Source organism: Enterobacter sp. GER_MD16_1505_Eko_090 (assembly GCF_003331015.1).
Taxonomy (GTDB): Bacteria; Pseudomonadota; Gammaproteobacteria; order Enterobacterales; family Enterobacteriaceae; genus Enterobacter; species Enterobacter roggenkampii.
Map to the genome: position 1 here is coordinate 1 of NZ_PUQF01000004.1, position 17,128 is coordinate 17,128.

Annotated in this window: 17 protein-coding genes; 7 read left to right on the forward strand and 10 right to left on the reverse strand. The window is 59.9% G+C overall.

Features of this window, described 5'->3' with window-relative positions:
* Positions 1–133: 133 nt before the first annotated feature.
* The 3 genes from C6A40_RS05580 to C6A40_RS05590 all read right to left on the reverse strand — a co-directional run bounded on the left by C6A40_RS05580 (position 134) and on the right by C6A40_RS05590 (position 2,923).
* Positions 134–1,099, reverse strand: a complete 966-nt coding sequence (locus C6A40_RS05580) for a TerC family protein (protein ID WP_114191248.1) — start codon at positions 1,097–1,099, stop codon at positions 134–136.
* Between the two features lie 251 nt (positions 1,100–1,350).
* Positions 1,351–2,349, reverse strand: a complete 999-nt coding sequence (locus C6A40_RS05585) for a Gfo/Idh/MocA family protein (RefSeq protein ID WP_045334561.1) — start codon at positions 2,347–2,349, stop codon at positions 1,351–1,353.
* 70 nt (positions 2,350–2,419) lie between these two features.
* Positions 2,420–2,923 carry a M48 metallopeptidase family protein gene (locus C6A40_RS05590; RefSeq protein WP_045334558.1) on the reverse strand — a complete coding sequence of 168 codons (504 nt, stop codon included), beginning with the start codon at positions 2,921–2,923 and terminating at the stop codon, positions 2,420–2,422.
* Positions 2,924–3,006: 83 nt separating this feature from the next.
* Here C6A40_RS05590 and rlmG point away from each other — a divergent pair, with 83 nt between their 5' ends.
* The gene (gene rlmG, locus C6A40_RS05595; protein ID WP_045334556.1) at positions 3,007–4,143 is read left to right on the forward strand and encodes a 23S rRNA (guanine(1835)-N(2))-methyltransferase RlmG; all 1,137 of its coding nucleotides are present in this window, start codon (positions 3,007–3,009) and stop codon (positions 4,141–4,143) included.
* Positions 4,144–4,233: 90 nt separating this feature from the next.
* On the opposite strand, the gene C6A40_RS05600 is transcribed toward rlmG, so the two are convergent.
* The 3 genes from C6A40_RS05600 to lsrR form a co-directional block, all read right to left on the reverse strand.
* Complete coding sequence (locus C6A40_RS05600; RefSeq protein ID WP_045334554.1) at positions 4,234–6,255, reverse strand: NADPH-dependent 2,4-dienoyl-CoA reductase; 2,022 nt, start codon at positions 6,253–6,255, stop codon at positions 4,234–4,236.
* A 185-nt stretch (positions 6,256–6,440) separates the two neighbouring features.
* Complete coding sequence (lsrK, locus tag C6A40_RS05605) at positions 6,441–8,021, reverse strand: autoinducer-2 kinase (protein WP_045334551.1); 1,581 nt, start codon at positions 8,019–8,021, stop codon at positions 6,441–6,443.
* Between the two features lie 33 nt (positions 8,022–8,054).
* Positions 8,055–9,026, reverse strand: a complete 972-nt coding sequence (lsrR, locus tag C6A40_RS05610) for a transcriptional regulator LsrR (RefSeq protein ID WP_008503156.1) — start codon at positions 9,024–9,026, stop codon at positions 8,055–8,057.
* A 215-nt stretch (positions 9,027–9,241) separates the two neighbouring features.
* Between lsrR and lsrA the strand changes: the two genes are divergently transcribed.
* Genes lsrA through lsrG form a run of 6 tightly spaced genes read left to right on the forward strand, consistent with a single transcriptional unit; the run spans position 9,242 to position 14,927 of the window.
* Positions 9,242–10,729: an autoinducer 2 ABC transporter ATP-binding protein LsrA gene (gene lsrA / locus C6A40_RS05615; RefSeq protein ID WP_045334548.1), complete on the forward strand. Its 1,488-nt coding sequence runs from the start codon at positions 9,242–9,244 to the stop codon at positions 10,727–10,729.
* Entirely contained in the window at positions 10,726–11,757 is a 1,032-nt protein-coding gene (gene lsrC, locus C6A40_RS05620; RefSeq protein WP_045334547.1) for an autoinducer 2 ABC transporter permease LsrC, read from the forward strand. Before lsrA ends, lsrC begins: the two co-directional genes overlap by 4 nt.
* Entirely contained in the window at positions 11,758–12,735 is a 978-nt protein-coding gene (gene lsrD, locus C6A40_RS05625; protein ID WP_114191249.1) for an autoinducer 2 ABC transporter permease LsrD, read from the forward strand.
* Position 12,736: 1 nt separating this feature from the next.
* Positions 12,737–13,738 (forward strand): autoinducer 2 ABC transporter substrate-binding protein LsrB, encoded by a 1,002-nt coding sequence (gene lsrB / locus C6A40_RS05630; RefSeq protein WP_032653517.1) that lies wholly within the window; start codon positions 12,737–12,739, stop codon positions 13,736–13,738.
* Between the two features lie 11 nt (positions 13,739–13,749).
* Entirely contained in the window at positions 13,750–14,637 is an 888-nt protein-coding gene (lsrF, locus tag C6A40_RS05635; RefSeq protein ID WP_032675525.1) for a 3-hydroxy-5-phosphonooxypentane-2,4-dione thiolase, read from the forward strand.
* Complete coding sequence (gene lsrG / locus C6A40_RS05640) at positions 14,634–14,927, forward strand: (4S)-4-hydroxy-5-phosphonooxypentane-2,3-dione isomerase (protein WP_008503162.1); 294 nt, start codon at positions 14,634–14,636, stop codon at positions 14,925–14,927. The genes lsrF and lsrG overlap by 4 nt, the downstream gene beginning before the upstream one ends.
* Positions 14,928–15,028: 101 nt before the next feature.
* Here lsrG and C6A40_RS05645 read toward each other — a convergent pair whose 3' ends face one another.
* The 4 genes from C6A40_RS05645 to C6A40_RS05660 are packed head-to-tail and all read right to left on the reverse strand — an operon-like array spanning position 15,029 to position 17,123.
* Positions 15,029–15,316, reverse strand: a complete 288-nt coding sequence (locus tag C6A40_RS05645) for a hypothetical protein (RefSeq protein WP_021242358.1) — start codon at positions 15,314–15,316, stop codon at positions 15,029–15,031.
* A 9-nt stretch (positions 15,317–15,325) separates the two neighbouring features.
* Positions 15,326–16,027, reverse strand: coding sequence for a fimbria/pilus periplasmic chaperone (locus C6A40_RS05650; protein WP_032635836.1), 702 nt, complete (start codon positions 16,025–16,027; stop codon positions 15,326–15,328).
* 10 nt (positions 16,028–16,037) lie between these two features.
* Positions 16,038–16,568 carry a fimbrial protein gene (locus C6A40_RS05655; protein ID WP_023294617.1) on the reverse strand — a complete coding sequence of 177 codons (531 nt, stop codon included), beginning with the start codon at positions 16,566–16,568 and terminating at the stop codon, positions 16,038–16,040.
* A gap of 9 nt (positions 16,569–16,577) precedes the next feature.
* The gene (locus C6A40_RS05660) at positions 16,578–17,123 is read right to left on the reverse strand and encodes a fimbrial protein (RefSeq protein WP_023326134.1); all 546 of its coding nucleotides are present in this window, start codon (positions 17,121–17,123) and stop codon (positions 16,578–16,580) included.
* Positions 17,124–17,128: the final 5 nt, after the last annotated feature.

Sequence of the window (17,128 nt, forward strand, 5' to 3'; positions counted from 1 at the left end):
TTGTTTTTTTTTTGTGTGTGTTTTTTTTTTTTTTATTTTTCTTCCCCCGGGGGGGGGGGGGGTGGCCCCCCCCCCGCGGGGGGGCCCCCCCCCCCCCCCCCCCCCCCCCCCCCCCGCCACCGGGCAAAACGCATTAAGCCTGCTGCTTCTTATCGTGCTGGCGGTTAACCCAGGTATTGATAATCAGCGTCACGATCAGAATGCCAAACACCACGCCGAGCGAAATGGCGATCGGGATATGGTAGAAATCGACGATCAGCATCTTGATACCGATAAACACCAGGATCACCGACAGGCCGTACTTCAGCATGGAGAAGCGCTCCGCCGCGCCCGCCAGCAGGAAGTACATCGCGCGCAGGCCGAGGATGGCGAACAGGTTAGAGGTCAGGACGATGAACGGGTCGGTGGTCACCGCGAAAATGGCCGGAATGCTGTCCACGGCGAAAATTACGTCGCTCAGCTCAACCAGAATCAGCACCAGCAGCAGCGGGGTGGCAAACAGCAGGCCGTTCTTGCGCACGAAGAAGTGCTCGCTCTCGATCTTGTCGGTCATGCGCAGATGGCCGCGCATCCACTTCACCAGCGGACGATCGCCAATCGCGGAGCCGTCCTCTTTTGCCAGCGCCATTTTGACCCCGGTGAACAGCAGGAACGCGCCGAAGACGTACAGCAGCCATTCGAACTGGGTAATCAGCCAGCTGCCAGCGAAGATCATGATGGTACGTAGGATAATTGCGCCCAGCACGCCATACACCAGCACGCGACGCTGCAGAGCCGCAGGCACGGCGAAGTAGCTGAACAGCATCAGCCAGACGAAGACGTTATCAACCGCCAGGGCTTTTTCAATCAGATAGCCGGTGAGGAAGGCGAGCGCCTGAGGATCGGCCACCGCGCGGCCTTCGGTCGAGGCCAGATACCACCAGAAGGCGGCGCAGAAGAGCAGGGAGAGAGTAACCCAGACCAGCGACCAGGCGGCGGCCTGTTTCATGGTCATGCCGTGCGCGCCGCGACGGCCCTGCAAAAAGAGGTCGATCGCCAGCATGATGAGCACGACAACCGCGAATCCGCCCCACAACATTGGAGTGCCGACAGAATGCATACTATTTTCCTTACACATAAAAAACAAAAACGGCCATGGTCAGAAGACGATAGCCGTTAGCTTTTTATGCATAGACCTCGCCTTCCGGCAAGGTCTCACTTACAACCACGAGGGTTGCCCGGCGACCGGATGCGGTATTGCACGCATCGTAATGACGATCCACCGGCGAAGAAGTTACTCCCCTTTGCAGGTAACAAAATATGTCAGACCATCGGTTTCGTCAATGGTCTGCGCCGTTTCATTACACAGCTTTACGCGATAACTTCCGCGCTCACGCCGTCTGCCGGGAATACCACGCCGGTCTGACGGCGGATCTCCGTTTGCAGCTTCGCCGTGGTGCGGCTCACCGCAAGGCCTGGGTGATTCACTTCGTTGTCTTCCACCAGACGGGCGAAGACCTCTACCTCATAGAGCATAGTGTTAATATGCTGAGGCTGCGTCAGCTCCTGCGCTTTGCCGCCGCGCGGGACAAAGCTCACCTTCTGGCACTCGGAGATCTTCTCGATAACCAGCGAGCCCGCTTCGCCCTGAATTTCGCTCGGCAGGACAGAATCGCTCACCTTGGAGTGCTGCAGCGTCACGCTGAAATCACCGTAATCCAGCACCGCGACACCGTGCGCATCCACGCCGCTCTCCAGCAGGCTGGCGGTGGCCGTGACGCCGTGCGGCTCGCCCCACAGGGCCACGGCAGAGGCCAGGCAGTAGAAACCGATATCCATAATCGAGCCGTTCGAGAAGGCCGGGTTAAAGGTGTTCGGGTTCTCGCCGTCGAGATAGCGCTGGTAGCGCGACGAGTACTGGCAGTAGTTGATAAACGCTTTGCGCACTTTGCCCACCTTCGGCAGGGACTGCTGCAGCAGCAGGAAGTTCGGCAGGCTGGCGGTTTTGAACGCTTCGAACAGCACCACCTGGTTTTCGCGGGCAAGCGCGATGGCGGCTTCCACTTCTTCGATGTTCGACGCCAGCGGCTTCTCGCAAATCACATGCTTTTTATGGCTGAGGAACAGCTTCGTTTGCGGGAAGTGCAGGGCGTTCGGGCTGGCGATATAGACCGCGTCAATGGCGTCGCTTTGCGCCATGTCATCAAGCGAGGTGAAGAGATGCTCGACGAGGTAATCGTTGGCAAAACTCTGCGCCTGCTCAAGGCTGCGGGAATAGACTGCGGTAAGTTTCAGTTTGCCGGTTTCGTGGGCGGCGTCGACGAACTGGCGCGTGATCCAGTTCGTTCCAATGACTGCGAAACGTATCATAAACGTTTACGTACTCCGTAGCGGGGAACTTTTAGCCACTGTAGCACGTCATCATGACAATTCGCGTGCGCTATTCCGCATTACCTTTTAACGATAAATGCGTAAGCCACAGCCGGGTATCAAACTCCAGCTGGTGGTACTGCGGGTCCATATGGCAGCACAGAGAATAGAACGCTTTGTCGTGCTCTTTCTCTTTCAGGTGTGCGAGCTCGTGCACCACAATCATCCGCAGAAAGGCTTCCGGCGCGTTGCGAAAAACCGTCGCGACGCGGATTTCGGCCTTCGCCTTCAGCTTGCCGCCCTGCACGCGGGAGACGGCGGTGTGCAGGCCGAGCGCGTTTTTCAGCACGTGGATCTTGTTGTCGTACATCACCTTGTTGATCGGCGGCGCGCTCTTCAGATACCGGTTTTTCAGATCCTGCGTATACTGCCAAAGGGCTTTATCGGTCGCGAAATCGTGGGTGCCGGGGTAGCGTTTTTCCAGCACCGCGCCGAGCTTCTGCTCGGCAATCAGGCTGCGAACCTGAGAAAGTAAATGCTCCGGGTAGCCCTGGAGATAAGTAAGTTGGTTCATCAACGCCCCAAATCGACAATAAAACGGGTATACTCACGCACCCTTTTCAGGGATACGCCAAATTTTACCATTCAGGAGGGCCGATGAGCCACTTAGACAACGGTTTCCGTTCACTCAACCTTAAACGTTTCCCGGAGACGGACGACGTTAACCCGCTTCAGGCGTGGGAAGCGGCGGATGAATATCTGCTGCAGCAGTTGGATGAGACTGAAATCCGCGGCCCGGTTTTGATCCTGAATGACGCCTTCGGCGCGCTGGGCTGCGCCCTGGCGGAGCACACGCCGTACAGCATCGGCGATTCCTACTTAAGCGAGCTGGCGACGCGTGAAAACCTGCGCCATAACGACATCGACGAATCCAGCGTGAAGTTCCTCGACAGCACCGCGGACTACCCGCAGGCGCCGGGCGTGGTGCTCATCAAAGTGCCAAAAACCATGGCGCTGCTGGAGCAACAGCTGCGCGCGCTGCGTAAGGTCGTCACGCCAGAAACCCGCATCATCGCGGGTGCCAAAGCGCGTGATATTCACACTTCGACGCTGGAGCTGTTTGAGAAGGTCCTTGGCCCAACCACCACGACGCTGGCCTGGAAAAAAGCGCGCCTGATCAACTGTACGTTCGCCGCACCCGGGCTGGCCGACGCGCCGGACACGCTGAGCTGGAAGCTGGAAGGGACAGACTGGACCATCCATAACCACGCGAACGTCTTCTCCCGCACCGGTCTGGATATCGGCGCGCGCTTCTTTATGGAACATCTGCCGGAAAATCTGGAAGGGGAAATTGTCGACCTGGGCTGCGGCAACGGTGTGATCGGCCTGACGCTGCTGGCGAAGAACCCGGAAGCCAGCGTGGTGTTCAGCGACGAGTCGCCGATGGCGGTGGCCTCCAGCCGTCTGAACGTGGAAACCAACATGCCGGAAGCGCTGGACCGCTGCGAGTTTATGATCAACAACGCGCTGTCTGGCGTAGAGCCGTTCCGCTTCAACGCCGTGTTCTGTAACCCGCCGTTCCACCAGAAGCACGCCCTGACGGATAACGTCGCCTGGGAGATGTTCCACCACGCGCGCCGCTGCCTGAAGATTAACGGCGAGCTGTACATCGTGGCGAACCGCCACCTGGACTACTTCCACAAGCTGAAGAAGATTTTCGGCAACTGCGTCACCATTGCGACCAATAACAAGTTCGTGGTGCTGAAGGCGGTGAAGCTGGGACGTCGTCGGTAAGATTGTTTTGCCCGGTGGCGCTGCGCTTACCGGGCCTACAATGGCCTCGAACCCGTAGGCCGGGCAAGCGCAGCGCCGCCCGGCAATGTTCTAGATCATCAGAGCTAATTTCGTTCCCTGCGCAATCGCGCGCCGCGCATCCAGCTCCATCGCCACGTCGCACCCGCCGATCAGATGCACCGTTTTACCGGCCTCGCGCAGCGGATCCGCCAGATCCCGCTTCGGCTCCTGCCCGGCACACAAAATCACATGATCCACGTGCAGCAGCTGCGGCTCGCCGCCGATCGTGACGTGCAGCCCGTCGTCGTCGATCTTCTGGTAGCTCACCGCCGGGATCATCTTCACCCCGCGCGAGAGCAGGGTGGCGCGGTGGATCCAGCCGGTGGTTTTCCCCAGCCCTTCGCCCGGTTTGCTGGCTTTACGCTGCAGCATCACGATCTGGCGCGGGCTTTTCGGCAGCTGTGGCCCTTCGGGTCGCAGGCCGCCGGACTGGCTGAGGCTGGTGTCGATACCCCATTCCACGCAGAATTCGGCAATGTTCTGGCTGGTGGCTTCGCCCGGCTGGCTTAAATACATCGCGGTGTCAAAACCGATCCCGCCGCAGCCGATAATCGCCACCTTCTCGCCAACCGGCGCTTTGTCACGCAGCACGTCGAGATAGCTCAGCACTTTTGGATGATCGATACCCTCGATCGCAGGCGTGCGCGGTACGATCCCGCTCGCCAGGATCACCTCATCGAAATCAGTCAGATCCGCCGCGTGGACAAACTGGTTAAGCCGCAGCTCGACGCCCGTCAGCTCGATCATCCGGCGGTAGTAGCGCAGCGTTTCGTAGAACTCCTCTTTGCCGGGGATCTGTTTGGCGATATTAAACTGCCCGCCAATCTCCCCCAGCGCATCAAACAGCGTCACGCCGTGCCCGCGCGAGGCGGCATTGACCGCAAACGCCAGGCCCGCAGGCCCTGCGCCGACAACCGCCAGGCGTTTTTTCGCTGTCGCCGGGATCACCGGCATTTTGGTCTCGTGGCAGGCGCGCGGGTTGACGAGGCAGGAGGTCACTTTCCCGACGAAGATCTGATCCAGGCACGCCTGATTACAGCCGATGCAGGTGTTGATCTCATCCGCACGGCCGCTTTGCGCTTTCGACAGCAGCTCGGCATCGGCGAGGAACGGCCGCGCCATCGACACCATATCGGCATCGCCGCGTGAAATCACATCGTCCGCCACCTGCGGATCGTTAATGCGGTTGGTGGTGACCAGCGGAACAGAGACTTTTCCTTTCAGCCTGCGCGTTACCCAGCTGAACGCCGCGCGCGGCACCGGCGTGGCAATAGTGGGAATGCGCGCCTCGTGCCAGCCGATGCCGGTGTTGATAATCGTGGCGCCCGCGGCTTCAATCGCCTGCGCCAGCTGTACGGTTTCGTCAAACGTCCCGCCGCCCTCCACCAGGTCGAGCATCGACAGGCGGAAGATGATAATAAAGTCCGCACCCGCACGTTTACGTACCGCGCGCACCACCTCCACGGCAAAGCGCATCCGGCGGGCATAGTCGCCGCCCCATTCGTCGTCGCGCTGGTTGGTGCGGGCGGCGAGGAACTCGTTAATCAGGTAGCCTTCGGAGCCCATCACCTCGACGCCGTCATAGCCCGCTTCACGCGCCAGCGCGGCGCAGCGGGCGAAGTCGTCAATCAGCGCCAGGATCTCGTCGTGGCTCAGAGCATGCGGAGTGAAGCGGTTAATCGGCGCCTGAATGGCCGATGGCGCAACCAGATTCGGCTGGTAGCTGTAGCGTCCGGTGTGCAGAATTTGCAGGGCGATTTTACCGCCCTCGTTGTGTACCGCGTCGGTCACAATGCGATGATGCGGCAGCTGTGCTGCATCGTTCAGCACAGCACCGCCCTCCATGCCGACGCCGGAAGGGGAAGGGGCCACGCCGCCGGTGACAATCAGCGCCACCCCGTGGCGCGCGCGCTCGGCATAGAAAGCTGCCAGACGCTCGGCCCCGTCCGGATGCTCCTCGAGCCCGGTGTGCATCGAGCCCATCAACACGCGGTTTTTGAGTGTGGTGAACCCCAGATCGAGAGGGGCGAATAACGACGGGTAGCGGCTCATAGTCTCTTCCAGTGTAAAATTATTGTTATGTGGTCGGATGAGTTACTAATTTAGCCAGCGGCAGCGGAAAGGTAAAAGCGGGATCGAATGATTGTGATAGATCTCAAAGAACTTCCCCGGTGGCGCTGCGCTTACCGGGGCTACAAAACCCCAGGACAGATAAGCGTAGCGCCATCCGGCGTTATTTACGGCGCTGCTGCCCGCACCAGCCCCGGCGCCTGCCACATCGACGTGGTCAGTCCGCTGTCCACCAGCCCGAGCTGGTCCGCGTATACCGCCTGCCATTTCTGCATCATGCCGTCGTACAGCTCGCGGTGCGCCGGGTTTGGCGTGAACTCGCGGCTCCATTTCACCAGCCGCTCGCCCGTCGAGGCCATATCGGCAAACAGCCCCGCGCCCGTACCCGCGGCAATCGCGCAGCCCAGCGCCGTGGCTTCTTTCACTTCCGGCACGCGCACCGGCAGGCCCGTGACGTCGCTTAAGATCTGGCTCCACAGGGCACCTTTTGACCCGCCGCCCGCAAACACCAGGCTCTCAAACGTCACGCCGGAAAAGCGTGAAATCTGCGCCAGGTTGCAGGCCGAAACAATCGCCGCGTTCTCCTCCAGGGCGCGGAACAGCGTCGCTTTATTGCATTTTTCCGGGTCGATGGAGAGGTTAATAAACGACGGCGCGGCGTGGTACCACTGCTTGAAATGCATTGCGTCGGAGAAGATTGGCATTACCCCGTGGGAGCCCGCTGGCACCCGGCTGGCCATCTCTTCCAGCAGGGAATAGGTGTCCATCCCCATCCGCTCGGCAATCAGCTTTTCCTCCGCGCAGAAGGCGTCGCGGAACCAGCGCATGGTCAGCCCGGTAAAGAAGCTGATCGACTCCGCCTGCACCATGCCGGGGATGACGTGCGGATTCACGCGGATGTTCATGTCGGGGTCGGTGCGTACCTGCGGCAGATTGACCACCTGCTGCCAGAAGGTGCCGCCCAGCACCGCCGTTTGTCCGGCGCGAACCACGCCCAGCCCCAGACAGCCCAGCTGCACGTCGCCGCCGCCCATCACCACCGGCGTGCCTTCGCGCAGGCCGCTCTGCTGCGCGGCCTCCCGGGTTATAGCACCCAGTACGGTGCCAGTCTCTTTTACCGGAGAGAGAATATCGGCGCGCAGCCCGGCCATGTCGAGAAGCGCCGGACGCCAGTCGCGGGAGAAGAGATCCAGCATGCCGGTGGTGCCCGCGTTCGACGGGTCGACCGCCAGCTCGCCGGAGAGCTTCGCCGCCAGCCAGTCGCTGATCATGGTGATGGTCGCGGCCTTGCGGTAGATGTCCGGACGGTGGTGCGCCAGCCACAGCAGGCGCGGCATGGCGCTCAGCGCCAGCGTCTGGCCGGAGACGTCATACACTTCGGATTCAAAACGGTCATCGTGGATCTCTTTGAGTTCGGCCACCTCGCGGCTGGCGCGGGCGTCGACGTTGGCGCAGGCCCAGATGGCCTCGCCGTTACGGTCGTACAGCACGATCCCTTCGCGCATCGAACAGCAGGCGACGGACTGAATATCCGCCGCGCCCAGATTCGCGCGCGTCAGCGCCTGATGAATACACCGGCAGGCCAGCTGCCAGTTGGTGTCGAGGTCGAACTCCATCGAGCCCGGCACGTTCTCCACGCTCAGGTGCTTCCACTCGGCCTGGCCGACGGCAATCTGGTTGCCCTGCAAATCGAAAATCACGGCGCGAACGCTGCCGGTCCCTGCATCTAACGCTAAAAGGTAACTCATGAGCTTGCCTCGCTGTTAGCGCAGGGCGGGCTCTTATTTGGCCAGAGCCAGCACCGCGCGGGCTGTCGTCTCTTCCGTCACCAGGCCATTGATACGGCGACCCTTCAGTGCGGCATAAATCGCATCGGCTTTCTCTTCCCCGCCGGCCACGCCAACGATGGTGGGCAGCTGCGCCAGCTCATCAAGCGAGACGCCGAGTAATTCTTTGTGGATCTCCAGCTCCTCAACGCACTCCCCTTCGGCATTGAGGAAATAGCCGAGAATGTCGCCGACCGCCCCTTTGCGGGCGTACATCAGCTGTTCACCTTCGCTGATATAGCCGGAGCGCAGGATCGTGGCGTCACGGCGCTGGTTTACTGAACCAATACCAACTACCGCCACGTCGGCGGCGGTGGCGGCGAGGATCACGTCCCGCACGCTGGTCTCGCGTTTTAAGATCCCGGCCACTTCGGCGGAAGACACGCGAAGCGGGGCGGGGATCATGCTGACGCTGCAGGCCGCGTCCAGCTGGCCGATACCGGTCATGTACGGCCCGACGCCGCCGGAGAGCGTCACGAGGCGGATCTGCTGCGAGCTGATAAAGCCGCTCAGGTGCTGCAGGCTGCTCATGGTGGTTTCACCGAACCCCACCGCCAGCAGCTGGCCGGGCTCCAGCACGCCCATCAGCGACTGCGCCGCGCCAATGCCCAGCCGCACGTTCATCGGCGGCGTATTTAGGGCAGGCATCACGCGCACCAGCTTCAGGCCAAAGCGCTGCTGTAGCTCGGTTTCCAGCGACAGGCAGCCCTCGTAGCGGGAGTTAATCTGCACGCGGATCACCCCGGACTGGCGGCCTTTCTCCAGCAGGCGGGAGATTTTTAATCGCGGCAGCCCGAGGCGTTCGCCGATATCGTTCTGGGTCAGCCCGTCGTGGTAGTAGCACCAGGCCACGCGCGCCACCAGCTCCTCTTCCGCCAGCGCCAGCCCGGCAAACCGTCCTTCTTCCGCAGTGCGTTTATCGCTCATAGTTGAACTCTTATAAAAATTTAGATCATATGTTCGTGATGACGCGGAGGGAAAGTGTGAGCCACGCGACAAAACGGATCATTTCGATCGTTTCTGGTTTATCTGAATCTCAATCGATAAAACTGTGATCCCTGCACGGTTGTAAATATAGTTCACCGTCTACGCTTTTGAACATTATTAAATCTAAAAATCATTTGTTCAATAGCGGAGCGATGATGACCCCACTTCTCGACGCGCGAAGTATCAGCAAGCAGTTCTCAGGCGTACCGGTTCTAAAAGGCATTGATTTCACGCTGCTTGCGGGCCAGGTGCACGCGCTGATGGGCGGGAACGGCGCGGGAAAATCGACGCTGATGAAGATCATCGCCGGAGTCGAGACGCCGGATGAGGGTGAACTTTCCGTCGAGGGGCAGTCATATGCGCGGCTGACGCCCGTGCAGGCGCACAGGCTCGGCATTTACCTCGTGCCGCAGGAGCCACTGCTGTTCCCCAACCTGACGGTGCGGGAAAACATCCTGTTCCGCCTGCCGCGCGAACACGATCGGGAAAAGCGGCTGGCGGAGAAACTTGAGCAGCTGCAGTGCCGGCTGAACCTCGACGCCGCCGCCAGCACCCTGGAAGTGGCGGATCAGCAGATGGTAGAGATCCTGCGCGGATTAATGCGCAACGCCCGGATCCTGATCCTCGACGAGCCCACGGCCTCCCTCACGCCGGGCGAAACCGAACGGCTGTTTCGTCAGATCCACGCCCTGCAGGCGCTCGGCGTCGGGATCGTGTTTATCTCGCATAAGCTGCCGGAAATTCGCATGCTGTCGAGCCACGTCTCGGTGATGCGCGACGGCGCGGTGGTGCTCAGCGGTGAAACCGCGCAGTTTGACGATAGCGCCCTGATCGCCGCCATGACGCCGGTAAGCCGCGAGAAATCCCTGAGCGATACGCAAAAGCTGTGGCTGGCGCTGCCGGGCAACCGTCGCACCCAGCCGCAGGACTTTCCGGTGCTGCGGGTGGAGGATCTTACCGGGGAAGGGTTTATCGATCTCAGCCTTGAGATCTACGCCGGGGAGATCGTCGGCCTGGCCGGGTTGGTAGGCTCCGGGCGCACCGAGTTTGCCGAAACGCTCTATGGCCTGCGGCCTGTGCGCGGGGGGCGCGTCTTGCTGGAGAACCAGGACATCACCGCCGCACCGGTAAGTTCACGTCTGGACAAAGGCCTGGTCTACCTGCCGGAAGACAGGCAGGTGTCCGGCCTGTTCCTCGACGCGCCGATCCGCTGGAACACCGTGGCGCTGAACGAGCCGTCGCTCTGGCAGCAGCGGAAAAGAGAGTCCGCGGTGGTGGAGCGCTATCACCGGGCGCTGGGGATCAAGCTCAACCATGCGGATCAAACCGTGCGCACGCTCTCCGGCGGCAATCAGCAGAAGGTGCTGCTGGCGCGCTGTCTGGAGGCCAATCCTTTATTGCTGATCGTCGATGAACCGACGCGCGGCGTGGACGTCTCGGCGCGCGCCGATATCTACCAGCTTATCAAAAGCGTGGCGGCGCAGAACGTGGCGGTGCTGATGATCTCAAGCGATCTCGATGAGTTTCCCGGCCTTGCCGATCGCGTGCTGGTGATGCATCAGGGCGTACTCAGCGGCGAGCTGCCGCGCCATGCCGTCAGCCTCGATCGCATGATGGCGCTGGCGTTTGGAGGGCAAGCATGAAGACCTTACTGAAAAACCGCGAGCTGAGCGCGTTTCTCGCCATTCTGGCGCTGTTCGCCGTGCTGGTGGCGCTCAATCCGTCGTACCTGAGTTTGCAGACGCTGGGGATGATCTTCGCCAGCTCGCAGATCCTGATCCTGCTGGCGATCGGCGCGGCGCTGGTGATGCTGACCCGCAATATCGACGTCTCCGTGGGGTCGACCGTCGGGCTGTCCGCCATCGCCGTCGGCGTGGCGCTGAACAGTGGCTACAGCCTGCCCGTTTCCATTCTCTTCGCGCTGTCAGTTGGCGCGCTGGCGGGGGCATTCAACGGTTTTCTGGTGGTGGGATTACGCATACCGGCGATTGTCGCCACCCTCGGCACGTTGGGGCTGTACCGTGGAGCGATGCTGCTCTGGACGGGCGGAAAGTGGATTGAAGGGCTGCCGCCGGGGTTGAAATCCCTCTCTGAGCCTGCGGCCATCGGCGTGTCGCCCCTTGGCATGGTGGTGTTGATTATCGTGGTCACCGGCGCGTGGACGCTGTCGCGCACCGCGTTCGGGCGTGATTTCTACGCGGTGGGGGATAACCTCGCCGCCGCGCGCCAGCTGGGCGTGGCGGTGAACCGCACCCGCATGATCGCCTTTACCCTCAACGGCATGCTGGCGGCCTGCGCCGGGATTGTCTTTGCCGCACAGATTGGCTTCGTGCCCAACCAGACCGGCAGCGGGCTGGAGATGAAGGCCATCGCCGCCTGCGTACTGGGGGGCATTTCACTGCTGGGCGGAACGGGCACGCTGATCGGCGCGCTGCTCGGTGCGTTCTTCCTGACGCAAATCGACACCGTGCTGGTGCTGTTCAGGCTTCCGGCCTGGTGGAACGACTTTATCGCCGGGCTGGTGCTGCTGGGCGTGCTGGTGCTCGACGGGCGTCTGCGTCAGGCGCTGGCGCGGCATCAGCGGGCGCTGAAGTACGGTCGTTTCCAGCCGGGCAACAGAGGGGGAAAGCACGTCACCCCCTTTCCCAAACGTAAAAAAGAGGTGGCGTAAATGAGGCTTAACTGGGAAAGCGCGCTGCTCATTTTGCTGGTGCTGGAGATCCTGTTCTTTGGCGCCATCAACCCGCGCATGCTCGACGTCAACATGCTGCTGTTCAGCACCAGCGACTTCATCTGCATCGGCATTGTGGCGCTGCCGCTGACGCTGGTGATCGTCAGCGGCGGGATCGACATCTCCCTCGGCTCGACCATCGGCCTGTGCGCGATTGCGCTGGGGGTGATGATGCAGGCCGGGTGGCCGATGGCGGTCGCTGTTCCGCTTACGCTGCTGCTGGGTCTGCTGTGCGGGCTGGTGAATGCGGCGCTGATCCACTACACCGGCATCAGCCCGCTGGTCATTACCCTCGGCACGCTCTACCTCTACGGTGGCGGCGCGCTGCTGCTCTCCGGCATAGCGGGCGCGACGGGCTACGAGGGCATCGGCGGCTTCCCGGACAGCTTCACGGCGTTCGCTAACCTCACGGTGTTGGGTCTGCCGATCCCATTGGTCTTGTTCGCGGTAATCACCGTCTTCTTCTGGCTTATTACCCACCGCGGGCGCTTTGGCCGTCATCTGTTTTTGATTGGGCAGAACCCGCGCGCGGCGCGCTATGCGGCGCTGCCGGTGAACGGCATGCCCTACGTGCTGTACGGCCTGGTGGGCGTGGGCTCGGCGATTGCCGCGCTGGTGATGGTCTCCTATTTCGGCTCCGCGCGTTCGGATCTGGGGCGCGATCTATTAATGCCTGCGCTCACCGCCGCCGTGCTCGGCGGAGCCAATATCTACGGCGGGTCAGGTTCGGTTGTCGGTACGGCGCTGGCGGCGCTGCTGGTGGGGTACCTGCAACAGGGTTTACAGATGGTCGGCATCCCCAACCAGGTGTCGAGCGCGCTGTCGGGAGCGCTGCTGGTTGTGGTGGTGATGGGGCGTTCGCTGAGTCTGCACCGCCAATGGGTGCGAACTCTCTTTAGAAAACTATCCGGAGCGTAAGATGAAAACAAAACTGCTCGTCCTGGCAATGGCCCTCAGCTTCGCTTCGGCGCAGGCGGCGGACCGCATTGCCTTTATCCCGAAGCTGGTGGGCGTCGGCTTCTTCACCAGCGGCGGCAACGGTGCGAAAGAGGCGGGGAAAGATCTTGGCGTGGACGTGACCTACGACGGCCCCACCGAGCCGAGCGTCTCCGGCCAGGTGCAGCTCATCAATAACTTCGTCAACCAGGGCTATAACGCCATTATCGTCTCCGCCGTGTCGCCGGATGGGTTGTGTCCGGCGCTGAAGCGCGCGATGCAGCGCGGCGTCAAGGTCCTGACCTGGGATTCCGACACCAAACCGGAGTGCCGCAGCATCTACATCAATCAGGGGACGCCGGAACAGCTGGGCGGCCTGCTGGTGGAGATGGCGGGCAAGCAGGTCACCAAACCGAACGCGAAAGTGGCGTTCTTCTACTCCAGCCCGACCGTCACCGACCAGAACCAGTGGGTGAAAGAGGCGAAGGCCAAAATCGAGAAAGACCATCCCCAGTGGCAGATTGTCACCACCCAGTTTGGCTATAACGACGCCACCAAATCGTTGCAGACCGCCGAAGGGATCTTAAAAGCCTATCCGGATCTGGATGCGATCGTCGCCCCGGACGCCAACGCGCTTCCTGCTGCCGCGCAGGCGGCAGAAAACCTGAAGCGGGAAGGCGTGGCGATTGTCGGGTTCAGCACGCCGAACGTGATGCGCCCGTACGTTGAGCGCGGCACGGTGAAGGCCTTCGGCCTGTGGGACGTGGTGCAACAGGGCAAAATTGCGGTCAATGTCGCCGATCGTTTACTGAAAAAAGGCGATCTTAACGTTGGCGACAGCGTGGACGTAAAAGATATCGGGGCGCTGAAGGTCGAGCCGAACAGCGTGCAGGGCTACCAGTATGAGGCGAAGGGCAACGGCATCGTGCTGCTGCCGGAACGCGTGGTGTTCACCAAAGAGAACATCAGCAAATACGATTTCTGACGGGGGAGCAAATGGCTGATTTAGACGACATCAAAGACGGCAAGGATTTTGGCATCGGCACGCCGCAGCAAAATGTGCCGTTCACCCTGAAGGGCTGCGGCTCGCTGGACTGGGGCATGCAGTCGCGGCTGGCGCGCATCTTCAATCCGCAGAGCAACCGTACGGTGATGCTGGCCTTTGACCACGGCTACTTTCAGGGGCCGACTACCGGCCTTGAGCGTATCGACCTCTCTATCGCGCCGCTGTTTGGTGAAACCGACGTGCTGATGTGTACCCGCGGCATCCTCAGGAGCCAGGTGCCCGCCGCGACGAACAAACCGGTGGTGCTGCGCGCCTCCGGCGGTAACTCGATTCTGGGCGAACTTTCCAACGAGTGCGTGGCGGTGGCGATGGAAGACGCCCTGCGCCTGAACGTCTGCGCGGTGGCGGCGCAGGTGTACATCGGAAGCGAGTTTGAGCATCAGTCGATCAACAACATCATCAAGCTTGTCGATGCAGGGGCGCGCTACGGCATGCCGACGCTGGCGGTAACGGGCGTGGGGAAAGAGATGGCGCGTGACGCTCGGTATTTCTCGCTGGCAAGCCGCATCGCCGCCGAAATGGGGGCGCAGTTCGTCAAAACCTACTACGTGGATGAGGGTTTTGAAAAAGTCACCGCCAGCTGCCCGGTGCCGATCGTTATCGCGGGGGGCAAAAAGCTGCCGGAGCACGAGGCGCTGGAGATGTGCTGGCGCGCGATAGACCAGGGCGCGTCCGGCGTGGACATGGGGCGCAACATCTTCCAGTCCAGCGCGCCGCTCGCCATGCTGAAGGCGGTGAAGAAAGTGGTGCACGATAACTGGAATGCCCGTGATGCGTTCCAGTTCTGGCAGGAAGAGAAACAGGGAGAAGCAAAATGAACGTGACGCTGGTAGAGATCAACATTAAGCCCGAGCGGGTGGACGAGTTTCTGGAGGTGTTTCGCGCCAACCACGAGGGCGCAATCCAGGAGCCGGGGAACCTGCGTTTTGACGTATTGCAGGACCCGAGGGTGAAAACCCGGTTCTTTATCTACGAAGCCTATAAAGACGAAGAGGCGGTGCTGGCGCATAAGCAAACCCCGCACTATCTCGCGTGCGTGGATAAGCTGGAGGAGCTGATGTCGGAGCCGCGCAAAAAACGCAGCTTTGTCGGGTTATTGCCGGAGTAATGGTCTTGCCCGGTGGCGCTGCGCTTACCGGGCTTTTGGGGAAAAGGTGGAATGGTTTTGTAGGCTGGATGAGCGTAGTCCGCCCGGCTTTAGATTTTGCTTTACTGCGCTTTTTTGGCTGCGTCCTGCATCTCTTTCATTTTTTGCGCGGCCGCTTGCTGGCTTTGGCGTAGGTTTTCGCTCGCGGCAACCAGAAACTCAGGATGATTAGCCAGGTAGATAGATATCGCTTCACCCATTTTTTCCGGATGGGCGGTAAAGTAATCCTCGGCGATTTTGCCGATTTCCGTCTTCTGCTCAGCGGTAAACTCAGCGGCCTGGCTCAGCGCCGGTGCGGTCAGTGTGACGAAAACGGTCAGAACGAGGAAGGGGTGCTTTATGAAAAACATGATGGGTACTCATTTCAGATTAAGGATGTTAACCACGGGCGGCATAACCCGGCCATAGTCGTTTATGGTTTGCCAGCGTATTTCGCAGCGAGGCGCCTTCTGGCACTCGTCCATTGTTCGCTGGCTAAAAGGGGCAATGATGCCCGCGTTATCAATGGATTTGTTGTTAATACGCGTCTGGAAGAGCGTCACGTAGTAGGGGGTCGGGTTCTTCACCACGAGCTGGTTTGCTGAATATGACCAGAGGATTTCCCGATACGCGTTTTCTGGATTGCCGTTTAATCCCTCAGGGCGATAGAACACTTTGAAGCTCGAACGTACGGCCATTTGCACGTTGTCGCTGCTGGTCTTACTGGCTGGAATGGTTGAGATGCTGAGGGTGAAAAGCGTTTCACGGTCAGCAGGCAACCCCTCATCGGCACGAAAAATCCTGATGCTATTTTCGCGTCCGCCCTGTAGTGCAAAAAGCGCGGGCGTTGCAACAAGCGCCGAGGTCGCCTGTGGGGCAGAGGTTGCCCCTGGCCAGTTTCCGCCAGCATAAATTTTTGCGCTGACCAGCCAGGGAAGCGTGGATTTATTGCGCACTGAAACGGTAATGGAGTGCTGTTTTTCAGGATAGACGAAGCGTGTCCCCCCTATCACGACGCCTGCATGCGCAAAAGAGATGAACGTTAAGATGGCTAAAACAGGGATCAGGATGCGCAGTTTCATCACGGTGTTATCAGGCATAAGTCAAAATAAAGGTTGCTGCAGCATTGGCTGTTCCGGGCGATACAGCGCCTCCGTCAGCAAGATAACGGGCATAAAAATCAAGGGTGGCAGTAAGCTGGTTATTTGACAGCGTAAACAGCTGGCTTTCATCGCCCAGCGGTATAAGCGTTTTGTCCGGATTATAAATACCGATAGCCACGCCGCTGGCATAACCCGGACCGCCTGTCAGCGAAAGCAAATCTGCGTTGCCCTGATTGGGTGTGCCTTCAAAATGGGTACTGATGTTATTCAACCCTGCGCCGCAGTTTTCAAGATTGATAGCAAAATGTTCCCATGGCGTATTATTTTTCTGGTTCGTAAATTGCCCTGTGGCGACGTCGCTCATACGAACGATAAGATTTTCCGAATCAGGCGATATGATGCAGGTTTTGCTTTTTACGGTGCCTACAATATAAACGGTCCCGTCGTGCGCCATTGTACTCGCACTGCCCAGGTGCATCAGGATGATGCAGAAGAAAAATAACCGGAGAAACGGTTTCATTCATATTCCTTACTGATAAAGCAGGTCAAAATACATAACGGCAGTCGCATTTCCTGACGTCACAACGGGCAGCGTGGATTTATAGTGCAAATAAAACGTGAGCGTGTTATCCCCCGGCAGCAGCGGATAAAGCGAGGACTCCGTATTATTGATCGGTATTGGGGTGCGATTGGAATCCAGTAGCTCAACGCCGAGGCCCGTTGCCATCCTGCCAGGCGTTCCCTTTCCGTTATCAGAAAGTGCCAGCAATGTCGGGTTGTTCGCATCCACATTCCCGGTAAACCAAACTTTGGTACCGGTAATGGCGCGGGTGCAACCTTTCAACGTGATATCAAACTTTGTATCCGGCGTTGTGGTGCCAACCGACGGGAAATCATCCGCGGTAAAGTCACCGAGTTCGACCGTCTGCTCAACGCTGCCTGTGTCGACGTTGCAGGACTCCCCCACGATGGTGCCGATAAACTGAACATTGAAACTGTCATTATCTGCTCGGGCTGTCTGTAAGGACAACGCCAGATTTGCCAGCAGAAACAGGAGAAAATAGCGCTTTTTCATCACCC